Consider the following 14,693-nt stretch of genomic DNA (forward strand, 5'->3'; position numbering starts at 1 on the left):
CACATGAACGAGCTCGACGCGCTCTATCGCGAGCTGATCCTCGACCACTCCAAGCACCCGCAGCACTTCGGGCTGGATGCCGCGGCGCCCGGCCCGGGCGGCGTCGGCGAGTCGTATCAGAAGAACCCCGTATGCGGTGACGAGATCACGCTGCGCGCGCGTGTGGACGGCGAGACGATCGCCGACGTGGCGTGGGAGGGGCGAGGCTGCTCGATCTCGCAGGCCTCGGCATCCATGCTCGCCGACCTCGTCGCGGAGGAGGGACTCAGCCGCGCCGAAGCGGTCGCGCTGATCGAGGGGTTCCGGGAGGCGCTCCGCTCGCGCGGACAGCTCGAGCTCGACGAAGAGATCTACGGAGACGCCGCGGCCCTGTCGGGCGTCTCGAAGTTCTCGGCACGCGTGAAGTGCGCGATGCTCGCCTGGGTCGCCCTCGAAGACGCGATCGCCAAGGCATGAGCCACGCCGAGGCCCAGGCCCACCTCCCCCACGTCATCATCATCGGCGGCGGCTTCGCCGGTGTCAGCGCCGCGCGCGCGCTGCGGCACGCACCCGTGCGCGTGACCCTCGTCGACCGCCGCATCTACAACACCTTCCAGCCGCTGCTCTACCAGGTGGCCACGGGAGGGCTGAACCCCGGCGACGTCACCCACTTCCTCCGGAGCCTGCGCGTCCAACAGCCGAACCTCGACGTCGTGCACGAGCACCTCATGGAGATCGACACGGATGCCCGCACCGTGCGCCTCCTCGACGGCCAGGAGATCCCGTACGACTACCTGCTCATCGCGAACGGCGTCACGACGGCCTACCATGGCACGCCCGGCGCGAAGGAGAACTCCTTCGCGGTGTACTCGCGGTCGCAGGCGATCGCGATCCGCGACGCGCTGTTCACGCGCCTCGAGAAGGCCGCGGCCGCACAGGACCGCACGAAGGGGCTGTCGGTCGTCGTGATCGGCGGTGGCCCGACCGGCGTCGAGATGGCGGGCGCCCTCGCGGAGCTGCGCGATCAGGGTCTCGAGCCGGCCTACCCGGAGCTCGAGGGCGAGGCGTTCCGCATCACACTCGTGCAGCGCAGCGAGATCCTGAAGCCGTTCCTCCCGCGTCTGCGCGCCTACGCCGCGACGCAGCTGCGGCGCCGCCACGTCGAACTGCGGCTCGGCTCGGGCGTCGACGAGGTGTGCACCGACGCAGTGCGCCTGTCGGACGGCACGGTGCTCCCCTCCGACCTCACCATCTGGGCGACGGGCGTCGCACCGCACGAAGAGGTGGGCGAGTGGAGCCTGCCACTCGCGGACGACGACCGCATCCTCGTCGGCGAGGACCTGCAGGTGCAGGGGCTCGACGGCGTGTTCGCCGCCGGCGACGTCGCCAAGACCCCGCAGGACTTCCCCCAGCTTGCGCAGCCGGCCATCCAGGGCGGCGAGCACGTGGCACGCCAGATCGTGCGGCTGCTGCACGGGCAGCCGACCGAGCCGTTCATCTACTACGACAAGGGCCAGCTCGCGATCATCGGGCGCCGCTCGGCGATCGGCGAAGTCCCCGGCGTCGCAAACCTTCCCGTGCTCCACAGCCTCGGCATCCTGCAGCGCGTGCCGCTGCTGCGCAGGATCGTGCCGCTGACGGGGCGCCCCGCGTGGTTCGTGTGGCTATTCGTGCACATCTCGAGCCTGCTCGGCCCGCGCAACAAGCTGCAGGTGATGGTCGGCCTCGTCGCCCGCTACGGCCCGCGCCTGCATCGCGCGCCCGTGCCGATCGTGGGCGATGTGCCCGCGATCCGCCCCGCGAAGGCGCAGCGCCGTCGACTCTCCCCCGCGCAGCAGCACGAGGTGGCCGAGCTCATCGCCGAAGACGACGGCTCACACGACTGATCCCGCCGGCGCGCCGAGCGTCGCGTCAGCCGCGGCGGCCGCCTCGGGGACGACGACCGCCGCGGGTCCGATGACCGTCTCGGCCCGCACGCGGCGCGGGTCGTCGACGGGAAGTGAGGCGAGCGCGATGCGCCGAGGGTGCGCGGCATCGCCCAACACCAGGTAGCGCTGCCCAGGACGCACGCGGTCGAGGCCGGGGTACAGTGCAGCATCGAGCGTTACGGGCGCGGCCGCGCCAGACCCGGTCGCTGGGGCGTCCGTGCCGTCCGCGACAGCGGCATCCGTCGACACGGCATCGGTCCCTCCGGCATCGGTCCCTCCGGCCTCGGTGTCGCGTGCCGACGCGTTCGGCCTGTCGTCGAGCGCTTCCCGCACGATGCGGCGGGGGTCGAAGCGGCGCAGATCGAGCTCTTCCCACTCGGCGCGCGTCAGCGGAAGCCCCAGGTCTTCCGCGGCGCGGCTTCGGGATGCTTCGACGAACGCGCGCAGCGAGCGGATCGTGGTCGCGAGCGTGCGAGTGGCGTCACCGAGCCGGCGGGGGCCGATCACGAGGCCGGCGACCACCGCGACCAGCACGAGCTTGTCCAGCGTGAGTCCGAACATGAGGTCCTCCTAGTGGTCGGAGCGGGCGCGGCGACGGCGCATGGATGCCGTTGATGGCGCGCCTCGCCGCTCTCGGCGGCGGTCGTGCACGTGCGCAATCAGCAGCGCAGATCCGAACAGGGCCGCCATCGGCAGGGCGACCAGGAACATCGACAGCACGTCGGCAGCCGGGGTCACCATCGCACTGAACAGCACGATCGCCACGACCATGAGGCGCCAGCCCCGCCGCAGAGTCGCCGCCGACACGATGCCGAGCGCGTTCAGCAGCACGATGAGCACCGGAAGCACGAACGCGATGCCGGTCGCGACGATCGTCTTGAGCACGAAGTCGACGTAGGTCGACGCGGTGAGGATGGTCGAGTCCTGATCGGAAGCGAAGCTCGCGAGCAGCTCGACCATGTGCGGGAACAGCGCGAATCCGAACCCCGCTCCCGCGAGGAACAGCGTGACCGCCACGAGCACGTACCCGAAGGTGAATCTGCGTTCACGGCGGGTGAGGCCCGGCGCGAGATAGCGCAACGTCTCGAACAGCCATACGGGGCTCGAGATCACGATGCCGGTGAGCAGCGCGATCTTCAGCCGCAGATCGAACGCGCCCGTCACGCTGTCGTAGTTGAGGCTCGCGTTGCGCGTCTGCGCGATCTGCTCGAGCACCTGCTCCGACAGCAGCCAGCCCACGACGACGCCGATCACGAGCGCGATCGCGGCCCGGATCGATCGGGTGCGCGCCTCGCGCAGGTGCGATGCCAGAGGCATCGTCCCGCGCTCGGGCACGGCACCGGTCACGGTCGTCATGACGATCGAGACGCGTCCGGGGCATCCTCGCGGGATTCGTCCTTGAGGATGCGCACCGACTGCCCGACGCTGCGCGCCAGGGCGGGAAGCTTCGCGGCGCCGAAGATGAGCACGACGACGGCGAGGATGAGCAGCGCGTGCCATCCGGTGAGGTTCTGCAACATGGTTTTTCTCCTAGCGGTAGTACGTGGTGGAGGGGGGATCAGCGCGGGGCGCCGCCGCCGCTGACGCCGGGCGCGGTGGTGGTGTCGACGGCGACGGCGAGGGTGCCGATGAAGCCCGAGGTGATGTCGCCCGAAAAGGTCGGCATCTGCAGGCTGTAGTCGCCGCCCCCGAAGACGTTGTCGTTGTCGATAGAACCGACGTCGGCGAGGTTCTCCGCCGAGCCGGAGTAGGTGTCGAGAGCGTAGACGCCCGAGAGCATGTCGGCGGGGAAGGCGAGCTGCGAGGTCGCGATGACGTTGGCGACGTCGGTGGCTGACGCGGCATCCGGATAGATCTCGAAGTGGATGTGCGTCCAGCGTCCCCGGTAGCAGCCAGGCACGATGGTCTGGAAGGTGAGGAGGCCGTCGGCGTCGGCGATCTGGATGCCGCGCAGGTACGTCTCGTCTTCGACGCCCTCGGAGTACATCGAATACAGACCCTGCGCGTCGCACTGCCAGGCGTAGAGGGCGACCCCGGCGAACGGGACGTTGCCGTTCGCGAGGTCGGTGACCTTGAACGTCATGGTCAGGGGGACGCCGGCGACCGTCGTACCGCCGTCGAGACTCGACCTGATGTCGCTGCGGACGATGCCCGAGTCGGCGAGCACGTTGACGTCGGTCGTGCCGTCAGCCGGGTAGGGGCCGTTGGTCTCTTCGGGGATCTCGGAGGTGGCTGAGTCGACCGTCGCCGTCGGGGTCGGTGTCGGGGTCGCCGTCGCGGTGGGCGTCGCCGTCACCGTGGCGGTGGCCGACGGCGAGGCGGTCGTTGACGCGGCGGCGCTGCAGGCGGCGAGCGCGACGCTGCCGGCGCCGAGGCCGACGAGCCCGAGCACGGACCGCCGCGTGACGAGGGTTCTGATGTCGAAGCCGGCGCCCTGATCGACGACCTCGTCGTCGGGACGGTCGAGCAGGCGCCCCTCGTAGGCGGGGCCGTCGGGAGTCTGGTCGGGCTCGGGGATGCGGATCATGGTCGCCTCCTGGGTCGCGGGTGGGGTGAATGACACTCACTCTCGCCCGCTCTCTCAGGAGGGAACGATGATCCGACTATGCGATTTCTATGAACAGAACGCGGCGTCTGTCGCCGCATGGAACGCGTGAGGACCCCCGCGACGCCCGTATGGAATCCGTGAGGACGCCCGGCCCCGAGTCGGCGCGGGAGTTGTATCGGATGCCGTGACCGACATCCTCTTCCTCATCGTGACGCTCGCCCTGTTCGGGCTCGTCGCGCTCATCGCGAAGGGGGTGGAGAAGCTCAAGTGATCGTCTTCTCCGCCCTCGCCGCCCTCCTCGGCGTCGCCGCCGTCGTCTACCTCGTCATCGCGCTCGTGCTGCCGGAGAGATTCTGATGACCGGCACCGATACCGCCTCGATCTGGGCGGGCATCCTGCAGATCGCGACCGTCGCGCTCGCGCTCGTCCTCCTCTACCGGCCCCTCGGCGACGGGATGGCGCGCGTCTTCACGAGCACGCACGATGCGCGCGTCGAGCGCGGCATCTACCGCGTCATCGGCGTGGATGCCGCGTCGGAACAGACCTGGCCCGCGTACACGCGCGGCGTGCTGCTCTTCTCGCTCGCCGGAGTCGTGTTCGTCTACGCCCTGCAGCGCCTGCAGGCGTTCCTGCCCTTCTCGCTGGGACTGCCTGCGGTGCCCGAGGGACTCGCGTTCAACACCGCGGTCTCGTTCGTCACGAACACCAACTGGCAGAGCTACTCGCCCGAGCTGACGATGGGCTACACCGTGCAGCTCGCGGGCCTCGCCGTGCAGAATTTCGTCTCGGCCGCAGTCGGCATCGCCGTCGCGATCGCGCTCGTCCGCGGCTTCGCGCGGCGCGGCTCGGCGACGATCGGCAACTTCTGGGTCGATCTCGTGCGCGGCCTCGGCCGCATCCTGCTGCCGCTGTCGATCGTGCTGGCGGTCGTGCTGATCGCCGGGGGCGTCGTGCAGAACTTCGCCGGCTTCACCGACGCGACCACGATCACGGGCGGCACGCAGACGATCCCGGGCGGGCCCGTGGCATCCCAGGAGGTCATCAAGGAGCTCGGCACGAACGGCGGCGGGTTCTTCAATGCGAACTCGGCACACCCGTTCGAGAACCCGACCCCGTGGACGAACCTGGTCGAGATCCTGCTCGTGCTCGCGATCCCCTTCTCTCTGCCGCGGACCTTCGGGCGCATGGTGGGAGATCACCGCCAGGGCTACGCGATCGTCGCCGTCATGGCGACCCTGTTCACGGCTTCCCTCGCGCTCGTCACGTGGCTGGAGCTGCGGGCGGCCGGCTCTGCGCCGCAGCTCGCGGGTGGCGCGATGGAAGGCAAGGAGGTGCGGTTCGGCATCTGGGGATCGACCCTGTTCGCCACGGCGACGACAGGCACCTCGACAGGCGCGGTCAACTCGATGCACGACTCGTACACGGCGCTCGGCGGCATGATGCCGATGCTCAACATGATGCTCGGCGAGATCAGCCCGGGCGGGGTCGGCACGGGCCTGTACGGCATCCTCGTGCTCGCCGTCATCGCCGTCTTCGTCGGCGGGCTCCTCATCGGCCGCACCCCCGAGTACCTCGGCAAGCGCATCGGGCCGCGCGAGATCACGCTCGCGAGCCTGTACATCCTCGTGACGCCGGCGCTCGTCCTCGGCGGGACCGCACTCAGCTTCGCGATCCCCGCCGTTCGCGAAGACGTGACCTCGACGTCGATCTGGAACCCGGGCGTGCACGGCCTCAGCGAAGTCCTCTACGCGTTCACCTCAGCGGCGAACAACAACGGCTCGGCCTTCGCGGGCCTCACGGCGAACACGCCGTGGTTCAACACCGCACTGGGCGCCGCGATGCTCCTCGGCCGGTTCGTGCCGATCGTGTTCGCTCTCGCCCTCGCCGGTTCGCTGGCGGCGCAGGAGAGGGTCCCGACGACCGTCGGCACCCTCCCCACCCACCGACCGCAGTTCGTGGGCCTTCTCGCCGTCGTCGCGGTCGTCGTCACGGCACTCACCTACTTCCCCGTTCTCACGCTGGGTCCCCTGGCGGAAGGGCTCGTCTGACATGTCCACCCTCACCACTCCCGACGTCTCGACCCCGGTGCCGCAGCCGGCCGGCGAACGGCCGACACCGGCGCGCGCATTCAGCCTCGCCCAGCTGTGGCAGGCGCTCCCTGGCGCCGTGCGCAAGCTGAACCCCGCGGCGCTGTGGCGGAACCCCGTCATGTTCCTCGTCTGGGTCGGCGCGGCGCTCACGACCGCGATCGCGATCGCCGAGCCGTTCCTCGGCGGGCCCGAGGCCTCCGGCGGCAGCCCGGTGCCCTTCGGGTTCACGTGGGGCATCGCGATCTGGCTCTGGATCACGGTCGTCTTCGCGAACCTCGCCGAGTCGGTCGCGGAGGGCCGCGGCAAGGCGCAGGCCCAGTCCCTGCGCGCGAGCCGCACGGCAACGCTCGCGCGCGTCGTCATCGGCTACGAACCGGACGAGGATGCCGCGGCGCTGCGCACCCCGACGGACGAGAAGCCCTCGAGCGACCTCGCACTCGGCGACGTCGTCGTCGTGTCGGCGGGCGAGCTCATCCCGGGTGACGGCGACATCGTGCACGGCATCGCGACCGTCGACGAGTCGGCGATCACGGGAGAGTCGGCGCCGGTCGTCCGCGAATCGGGCGGCGACCGCTCCGCCGTCACGGGCGGCACGCGGGTTCTCAGCGATCGCATCGTGGTGCAGATCACGTCGAAGCCCGGCGAGACCTTCGTCGACCGCATGATCGCGCTCGTCGAGGGCGCGTCGCGCCAGAAGACGCCGAACGAGATCGCCCTCGGCATCCTGCTCGCGAGCCTGTCGATCGTGTTCGTGCTCGTGGTGCTCACGCTGAACCCGATCGCCTCCTACGCGGCATCCCCGGTCTCCATCCCCGTCCTCGTCGCGCTCCTCGTCTGCCTCATTCCGACGACGATCGGGGCGCTCCTGTCGGCGATCGGCATCGCCGGGATGGACCGACTCGTGCAGCGGAATGTCCTCGCGATGTCGGGACGCGCCGTCGAGGCGGCGGGAGACGTCACGACGCTGCTGCTCGACAAGACCGGCACGATCACGTACGGCAACCGCCGCGCGTCGGAGTTCGTCGCGCTCGACGGCGTCGAGGAGACCGATCTCGCCCGCGCCGCGGCGCTCTCGTCGCTCGCCGACCCGACGCCCGAGGGCGTGTCGATCGTGGAGCTCGCGGCGACCCGCGGCGTCCACGTCGAGACCCCGGCGGGTGCGACACCCGTGCCGTTCACGGCGCAGACGCGCATGAGCGGGGTCGATCTCGCCACCGGCGACGGCGGCACGTCGATGGTGCGCAAGGGCGCGGCGTCCGCCGTCCTCGCCTGGCTGGATGCCGAAGGGGTCACGCTGCCGGCACCCACGCGCACAAAACTCCTGAAGATCGTCGACGAGATTGCCGGTGGGGGCGGAACTCCGCTGGTCGTCGCGACGCTCGATCGCCCGATCACCGGAGTTTCTGCGACCGCCGCGCGCGTCCTCGGCGTCGTGCACCTGAAGGATGTCGTCAAAGAGGGGCTGCGCGAACGGTTCGAGGAGCTCCGCGCGATGGGCATCCGCACGATCATGATCACGGGCGACAACCCCCTCACCGCCGCCGCGATCGCGAAGGAAGCCGGCGTCGACGACTTCCTCGCCGAGGCGACACCCGAACAGAAGCTCGCGCTCATCCAGCGCGAGCAGCAGGGAGGCAACCTCGTCGCGATGACCGGCGACGGCACGAACGACGCGCCCGCGCTCGCGCAGGCCGACGTCGGCGTCGCGATGAACACCGGCACGTCGGCGGCGAAGGAGGCCGGCAACATGGTCGACCTCGACTCCGACCCGACGAAGCTCATCGACATCGTGCGCATCGGCAAGCAGCTGCTGATCACGCGCGGGGCGCTCACGACCTTCTCGCTCGCGAACGACATCGCGAAGTACTTCGCCATCATCCCGGCGATGTTCCTAGGGGTCTTCCCGGGGCTGCAGGTGCTCAATGTGATGCAGCTGCACTCCCCGGCATCCGCCGTCACGAGCGCGATCGTGTTCAACGCGATCGTGATCGTGTTCCTCATCCCGCTCGCCCTCCGCGGCGTGACGTACCGCGCGCAGAGCGCGTCCAAGACGCTGAGCCGCAACCTCCTCGTCTACGGCCTCGGCGGTGTCGTCGCGCCCTTCGTCGGTATCAAACTCATCGATCTCATCGTGAGCCTCCTTCCCGGGTTCTGACCCGGCTCCGCCCTTCTGGAAAGGCACCCCATGTCCTCTACACGCACCACCCTGCGCACCGCCGGCGTCGCCGTCCGCGCGATGCTCGTCGCGACTCTCGTGCTCGGCGTCGGCTACAGCCTGCTCGTCACCGGCATCGGGCAGGTGCTCCTGCCGTGGCAGGCGAACGGCTCGGCGCTCATCGACCGCGACGGTACCGTCGTCGGCTCGGCGCTCATCGGGCAGTCCTTCACGGATGCCGCGGGCGACGCGCTCCCGGAGTACTTCCAGTCGCGGCCCTCCGCCGCGGGCGACGGGTACGACGGCGGCGCGTCGAGCGGGTCCAACTTCGGGCCCGAGAACACCGACCTCATCGCCGCGATCGGCGAGCGCCGGGCCGCCGTCGCCGCCCTCGAGGGCGTGCCCGAGAGCGCCGTGCCGGCCGACGCGGTCACCGCGTCGTCCTCGGGCCTCGACCCCCACATCTCGGTCGCGTACGCCGACCTGCAGGTCGCGCGCGTCGCGGCCGCGCGCGGCCTGCAGGTCGACGTGGTCGCGCAGCTCGTCGCACAGCACACGACCGGCCGCGACCTCGGCTTCCTCGGCGACCCGCGCGTCGACGTCCTCGAGCTGAACCTGGCCCTCGACGCGCTGAGCGCGACCGGAAACTAGGGTGAAGCCATGAGACGCGGACGGCTGCGAGTGCTGCTGGGCGCGGCCCCCGGAGTCGGCAAGACGTACGAGATGCTCGAGGAGGGCCGGCGGCTGCGCGATGCCGGCACCGATGTCGTGATCGCCGTCGTCGAGACCCACGGCCGAGCCGCGACAGCCGCGCTCACGGAGGGCCTGCCGATCGTGCCGCGACGGCACGTCAGCCACCGCGGCGTCGCGCTCGACGAGCTGGATCTCGATGCCGTGCTCGCCCGCGCTCCGCAGCTCGCTCTCGTCGACGAGCTCGCTCACACGAACGCCCCCGGCTCCCGGAACGAGAAGCGCTGGCAGGACGTGGGAGAACTGCTGGATGCCGGCATCGATGTCATCACGACGGTCAACGTGCAGCACATCGAGTCTCTCGGCGGCGTCGCACTGCAGATCACGGGTGTCGCGCAGCGCGAGACCGTGCCCGACGCCGTCGTGCGCTCGGCCGACCAGATCGAGGTCGTCGACCTCGCCCCCCAATCGCTGCGCGATCGCCTCGCGGCCGGCCACGTCTACCCCGCCGAGCGGATCGATGCCGCCCTGTCGAACTACTTCCGCCTCGGCAACCTCACGGCCCTGCGCGAGATCGCGCTGCTGTGGCTCGCCGACGAGGTCGACTCGGCGCTCAACACCTACCGCGCCGAGCAGGGCATCACCGGCACGTGGCAGGCACGCGAACGCGTCGTCGTCGCGCTGACCGGGGGACCCGAGGGCGAGACGCTGCTGCGGCGGGGAGCCCGGATCGCAGCCCGCTCCGCCGGCGGCGAGCTGCTCGCCGTGCACGTGACGACTCAGGACGGGCTGCGCAACGAGACGCCGGGGGCCCTCGCGGCGCAGCGCGCCCTCGTCGAGCAGCTGGGCGGCAGCTACCACCAGGTGGTCGGCGCCGACGTCCCCCGCGCGCTCGTCGAGTTCGCGCGGTCGGTCAACGCATCGCAGCTCGTCGTGGGGGTCAGCCGCCGCGGGCGGCTCGCCGCCGCCCTCACCGGGCCGGGTATCGGCTCGACGGTCATCCGCGAGTCGGGCGACATCGATGTGCACATGGTGACCCATTCCGCCGCCGGCGGGCGCCCCGCGCTGCCGCGGCTGGCGGGCACAGCGCTGAGCGCGCGGCGCCGCATCGCGGGTTTCGCCGTCGCGCTCGTCGGCGGGCCGCTCCTCACGTGGCTCATCGCCTCGTTCCGCACCGACGAGACGATCACCACCGACGTCCTCGCCTACCAGCTTCTCGTGGTGGTGGTCGCGCTCGTCGGCGGCATCTGGCCCGCCGTGTTCGCGGCGGTGATGTCGGGGCTCACCCTCGACTACTTCTTCGTCCGGCCGTTCTACACCGTGACGGTCGCCGACCCCCGGCACGCGTGGGCGCTCGTCCTCTATGTCGTGATCGCGCTGCTCGTGAGCATCGTCGTCGACCGGGCCGCGCGAGCGGCGCGCCTCGCGCGGCGGCGCGCCGCGGAGTCGGAGCTGCTCGCGACCGTCGCCGGAAGCGTGCTGCGCGGGCAAGGCGCTCTCCCCGCGCTCGTGACGCGCACGCGCGAGGCGTTCTCGCTCGCCGGCGTGCGCCTCGTCGTCGACGGCGAGACGGTCGCGAGCGACGGCGAGCCCCTCCGCGCGCGGGGCGGGGCTGCGGGGGGCGGCTCCGCGGGAGGCCGCGACGGCGAAGTCGAGCCGGTCGCCATCCCGGTCGGCTCGAGCGCCGTCCTCGAGCTGCACGGCGCGCCGCTGGATGCCGCGGAGCGGCGGCTCCTGCAGGTCATCGTCACCCAGCTCGAGGGAGCGCTCGATCAGCGGCGGCTCGAGCAGACCGCGCAGGCGGCCGATGTCCTCGCGCAGGCCGATCAGGTGCGCAGCGCCCTGCTGTCCGCCGTGAGCCACGACCTCCGCCGTCCCCTCGCGGCGGCCGTCGCGGCGATCGGGGGCCTCCGTGCGGCGGGGCCTGGACTCTCGGCATCCGACCGCGCGGAACTGCTCGCGACCGCCGACGAGAGCCTCGCGATGCTGACGTCGCTCGTCACGGACCTGCTCGACGTGTCGCGGGTCGAGGCCGGTGTGCTCGCGGTGTCTCTCACGCCGGTGGACGCCGCAGCCGTCGTCGTGGCCTCCGTCGACGAGCTGGGCCTCGGCCCCGCCGACGTCGATCTGGCGCTCGACGACGAGCTGCCGCCGCTCCTGGCCGACCCCGTCCTGCTGCAGCGCGTGCTCGTGAACGTGCTGGCCAACGCGCTGCGGTACGAGCCGCGTTCCGACGCGCGGGGCGGCTCGAGCACCACGCGCGTGCGCCTGACGACCAGCAGGCTCCAGGATCGCGCGCAGATCCGCATCGTCGACCACGGCCCGGGGCTGCCCCCCGAGCGCCGCGGCGAGGCCTTCTCGCCGTTCCAGCGGCTCGGCGACACCGACAACACGACGGGCCTCGGACTCGGGCTCGCGCTCTCCCGCGGGTTCACGGAGGGCATGGGCGGCACGCTGACGCCGGAGGACACCCCGGGCGGTGGCCTCACGATGGTGATCGAGCTGCCGGTCGCTGCGCCCGCAACGGATGCCGGCACCGGCGCTGCGGGGTCGCCCCGTGGGAGAGGATCGGACGCATGAAGATCCTCGTCGCCGACGACGATCCGCAGCTCGTCCGGGCCCTGCGGATCACCCTTGCCGCGCACGGCTACGAGGTCGTCGCGGCCGCCGACGGGGCTGCCGCGGTGACGCTTGCGGCACAGGCGCACCCCGACATCGTGCTGCTCGACCTCGGTATGCCGCACCTCGACGGCATCCGCGTCATCGAGGCGCTGCGGGGGTGGACCGACGCGCCGATCATCGTCGTCTCGGGGCGCACCGGATCGGCCGATAAGGTCGACGCCCTGGATGCCGGGGCCGACGACTACGTGACGAAACCATTCCAGGTCGACGAGCTGCTCGCGCGGCTGCGTGCCCTCGCACGGCGCTCCACGCCGTCCGCCGGGGCGAGCGCCGATCCAGTCGTCCGCTTCGGCGACGTGACGGTGGACCTCGCCGCGAAGATCGTGACGCGCGCGGGGGCGCCCGTGCACCTCACCCCGACCGAGTGGCGCATGCTCGAGTTCCTCGCGCGGCATCCCGGCGCCCTCGTCACGCGGCAGACACTGCTGAAGGACATCTGGGGAACGGAGCAGGTCGCCGACACCGGCTACCTGCGGCTGTACGTCTCGCAGCTGCGCAAGAAGCTCGAGGCCGACCCGGCCGCGCCGCGTCATCTGCTGACCGAATCGGGCATGGGCTATCGCCTCGTGATCGACTGAGCGCGCATCGCTCCGGCGAGAGGATCCCGTGAGCGGCGGGCATGCTGCCGCATGGATGCCGTGAGGATCCGGCGGCCGGCATCGGGAGCGGAGAGACGATGACGGTCATGATCCTCTCCTCCGCCCACTCTCCCGCCCTCGCCCGGTCTCGACGGACCTGGGGGACGTCCGAGACGGACCCCGGCCGCTACGGCGGCGCGCACGTGCGGTTGAGGATCTTCCCACCCGACATCACCGTGCGCGAGCGGCGGCTGTGGCGGGCTCTGCACGTGTGGCCCGGGGTGGGGTTCGTACTCGCGGTGGTCGCCGCGGTGCTGTTGGCCCCTGTTCTCGGGACACCCTCGGCCGTCTCCATCTCAATCCTGGGATGGGGCACGCCGATCGTCGCGATGTGGCTGTCGGTGGGGTCTCTGTCCAGCCGCATCCACGAGCTGTGGTCCAACGACCGCCGCGACGGAACCCACGATCACCGCTGGGGCGATCTCGACCGCCTCGTCCACGAACTCGACGACGCAGACGCGGATCTCGCCGCCGGCAGGATCGACGCCGCGACGCACCGCGCGCGCTGGCGCGCAGCCTACGATGCCGCGCAGGTCTGCGCGGCATCGTAGGCGCGGCTCACGCGGCGGCGCGCACCGCCTCCTCGAGGCGCGCGTAGCTCGCCTCCATGCCGTCGGTCATGCCGGTGGCGAGGATCATGTCGCGCGTCGCCGCGTCGGGGTATTCGATGACGAGAGTGAGGAGCGTCGCACCGTCCTCCTCGTAGAGCTGCAGGTCGTTGAGCGTCGTCGGGCCCTCCATCCCGATCATCCGCTCGGTCGTGACCTCTCGCCACGTGGGCGCCGAGAGCACGGTCTCGCCTTCGAAGCCGAAGCGGGATGCCTCGTCGTCGCCCTGCTGCCACACGTAGCGGTACGCGTCGCCGACCTCGCACTCGATCAACTGCCACCCGTCGGGGCCGAGGAGCCAGGTCTTGAGGAGGTCCGGCTCGTGGTGCGCGCGCCACACGAGTTCTCGCGGCCCGTCGATGAGGCGGGTGATGCGCACGTGCTGGTCGCTCAGGATCTCGGTGCGGGTGCCCTTGCCCTCGGCGTAGTCGCGGAGGTCCTGGAGCACGGCGTCGAGCTGGTTCATCGCCATGCGCGAGCCTTCGACGGCGCCCATCGCGACGACCTGCTCGAGCGCTTCTGCCGAGGGGAAGTACGTCGTGTTCGACAGGCGAGACCCGGCACCCGTCGCCTCGAACGTGAACACCATGCGCATCGAGGGGAAGCCGTCGAGCTTCTCGCCGTCTTCTCCGACGAACGAATCGAGCACCTCGAACGACCGGCCCTCGTCGACGTTCAGCACCTCCCACGCGCCGCCTGAGCGCTCGCCCTTCGGGCCGGTCATGTGGTACTCGGCACGGCCGCCGGGGCGCAGGTCGAACGCCGTGAACGTCGCCGGCCACCCCGGAGGGCCCCAGAAGCGCGACAGCTGGTCGGGCTGCGTGAACGCGCGCCACAGGCGGTCGACGGGGGCGGCGGCATCGGCCACGAGCGTCATCGTGAGGTTCTCGGGGTCGGTCGTGATGTCGGTGACGGGCATGTCACTCTCCTTCGTGTGAGGTCGTGCGGTTCTCGGGTTCGGCGAGCAGTGCATCGAGTCGATCGATGCGAGCGCGCCAGAGGTCTTCGTAGCGGGCGAGGAGCGCCCGGGCACGGGCGATCATGACGGGGTCCGCGCGGACGAGGCGCTCGCGCCCCTCGGCGCGCTTGACGATGAGGTGCGCGGCTTCGAGGACGGCCACGTGCTTCTGCACCGCGGCGAAGGACATGTCGTAGTCGGCGGCCAGGGCCGACACCGACTGCTCCGCCTCGATCGTGCGCCGCAGGATGTCGCGGCGGGTCGCCGTCGCGAGGGCGTGGAACACACGGTCGATCTCATCGTCGCTCAGTTCGTTTTGTACAACCATTTGGTTGTACGTTAGAGCGCGGGATGCCGCGTGTCAAGGACAATTGTCGGAATCGCGTTGCGATGACACAGATGGACTTTGAATGACAC

General features: G+C 70.9%; 15 protein-coding genes. 9 read left to right on the forward strand and 6 right to left on the reverse strand.

Annotation, left to right across the window (positions count from 1 at the left end; all coding sequences use genetic code 11):
* Positions 1–3 precede the first annotated feature (3 nt).
* Both sufU and WFI52_RS09805 read left to right on the forward strand, forming a co-directional pair.
* On the forward strand, positions 4–456 hold the full coding sequence (gene sufU / locus WFI52_RS09800; RefSeq protein WP_336627064.1) for a Fe-S cluster assembly sulfur transfer protein SufU: 453 nt from the start codon (positions 4–6) through the stop codon (positions 454–456).
* A complete protein-coding gene (locus WFI52_RS09805; protein WP_336627063.1) occupies positions 453–1,865 on the forward strand; it encodes an NAD(P)/FAD-dependent oxidoreductase in 1,413 nt (470 codons plus the stop codon). The genes sufU and WFI52_RS09805 overlap by 4 nt, the downstream gene beginning before the upstream one ends.
* Here the strand turns inward: WFI52_RS09805 and WFI52_RS09810 are convergent.
* The 4 genes from WFI52_RS09810 to WFI52_RS09825 are packed head-to-tail and all read right to left on the reverse strand — an operon-like array spanning position 1,854 to position 4,434.
* Complete coding sequence (locus WFI52_RS09810) at positions 1,854–2,468, reverse strand: hypothetical protein (protein ID WP_336627062.1); 615 nt, start codon at positions 2,466–2,468, stop codon at positions 1,854–1,856. The genes WFI52_RS09805 and WFI52_RS09810 overlap by 12 nt on opposite strands.
* Before the next feature lie 9 nt (positions 2,469–2,477).
* Positions 2,478–3,263, reverse strand: coding sequence for a twin-arginine translocase subunit TatC (gene tatC, locus WFI52_RS09815; protein ID WP_336627061.1), 786 nt, complete (start codon positions 3,261–3,263; stop codon positions 2,478–2,480).
* Positions 3,260–3,427 (reverse strand): twin-arginine translocase TatA/TatE family subunit, encoded by a 168-nt coding sequence (gene tatA, locus WFI52_RS09820; protein WP_442927736.1) that lies wholly within the window; start codon positions 3,425–3,427, stop codon positions 3,260–3,262. The genes tatC and tatA overlap by 4 nt, the downstream gene beginning before the upstream one ends.
* Before the next feature lie 38 nt (positions 3,428–3,465).
* Positions 3,466–4,434 (reverse strand): dioxygenase family protein, encoded by a 969-nt coding sequence (locus WFI52_RS09825; protein ID WP_336627060.1) that lies wholly within the window; start codon positions 4,432–4,434, stop codon positions 3,466–3,468.
* Positions 4,435–4,722: 288 nt separating this feature from the next.
* Here WFI52_RS09825 and WFI52_RS09830 point away from each other — a divergent pair, with 288 nt between their 5' ends.
* The 7 genes from WFI52_RS09830 to WFI52_RS09860 all read left to right on the forward strand — a co-directional run bounded on the left by WFI52_RS09830 (position 4,723) and on the right by WFI52_RS09860 (position 13,261).
* Positions 4,723–4,812 carry a potassium-transporting ATPase subunit F gene (locus tag WFI52_RS09830; protein WP_336627059.1) on the forward strand — a complete coding sequence of 30 codons (90 nt, stop codon included), beginning with the start codon at positions 4,723–4,725 and terminating at the stop codon, positions 4,810–4,812.
* Entirely contained in the window at positions 4,812–6,503 is a 1,692-nt protein-coding gene (gene kdpA / locus WFI52_RS09835) for a potassium-transporting ATPase subunit KdpA (protein ID WP_336627058.1), read from the forward strand. Before WFI52_RS09830 ends, kdpA begins: the two co-directional genes overlap by 1 nt.
* Before the next feature lies 1 nt (position 6,504).
* Positions 6,505–8,700, forward strand: coding sequence for a potassium-transporting ATPase subunit KdpB (gene kdpB / locus WFI52_RS09840; RefSeq protein ID WP_336627057.1), 2,196 nt, complete (start codon positions 6,505–6,507; stop codon positions 8,698–8,700).
* A 30-nt stretch (positions 8,701–8,730) separates the two neighbouring features.
* Entirely contained in the window at positions 8,731–9,351 is a 621-nt protein-coding gene (gene kdpC / locus WFI52_RS09845) for a potassium-transporting ATPase subunit KdpC (RefSeq protein WP_336627056.1), read from the forward strand.
* 9 nt (positions 9,352–9,360) lie between these two features.
* A complete protein-coding gene (locus tag WFI52_RS09850) occupies positions 9,361–11,970 on the forward strand; it encodes a DUF4118 domain-containing protein (protein ID WP_336627055.1) in 2,610 nt (869 codons plus the stop codon).
* Complete coding sequence (locus WFI52_RS09855) at positions 11,967–12,650, forward strand: response regulator (protein WP_336627054.1); 684 nt, start codon at positions 11,967–11,969, stop codon at positions 12,648–12,650. Before WFI52_RS09850 ends, WFI52_RS09855 begins: the two co-directional genes overlap by 4 nt.
* Positions 12,651–12,757: 107 nt before the next feature.
* Positions 12,758–13,261: a DUF6611 family protein gene (locus tag WFI52_RS09860; protein WP_336627053.1), complete on the forward strand. Its 504-nt coding sequence runs from the start codon at positions 12,758–12,760 to the stop codon at positions 13,259–13,261.
* Between the two features lie 7 nt (positions 13,262–13,268).
* On the opposite strand, the gene WFI52_RS09865 is transcribed toward WFI52_RS09860, so the two are convergent.
* Together WFI52_RS09865 and WFI52_RS09870 are read right to left on the reverse strand one after the other, a co-directional pair.
* A complete protein-coding gene (locus WFI52_RS09865) occupies positions 13,269–14,237 on the reverse strand; it encodes an SRPBCC family protein (protein ID WP_336627052.1) in 969 nt (322 codons plus the stop codon).
* A 1-nt stretch (position 14,238) separates the two neighbouring features.
* Positions 14,239–14,604, reverse strand: coding sequence for an ArsR/SmtB family transcription factor (locus WFI52_RS09870; RefSeq protein ID WP_336627051.1), 366 nt, complete (start codon positions 14,602–14,604; stop codon positions 14,239–14,241).
* Between the last annotated feature and the right edge of the window lie 89 nt (positions 14,605–14,693).

It is taken from the genome of Microbacterium sp. MMO-20 (assembly GCF_037147735.1).
Classification (GTDB): domain Bacteria; phylum Actinomycetota; class Actinomycetes; order Actinomycetales; family Microbacteriaceae; genus Microbacterium.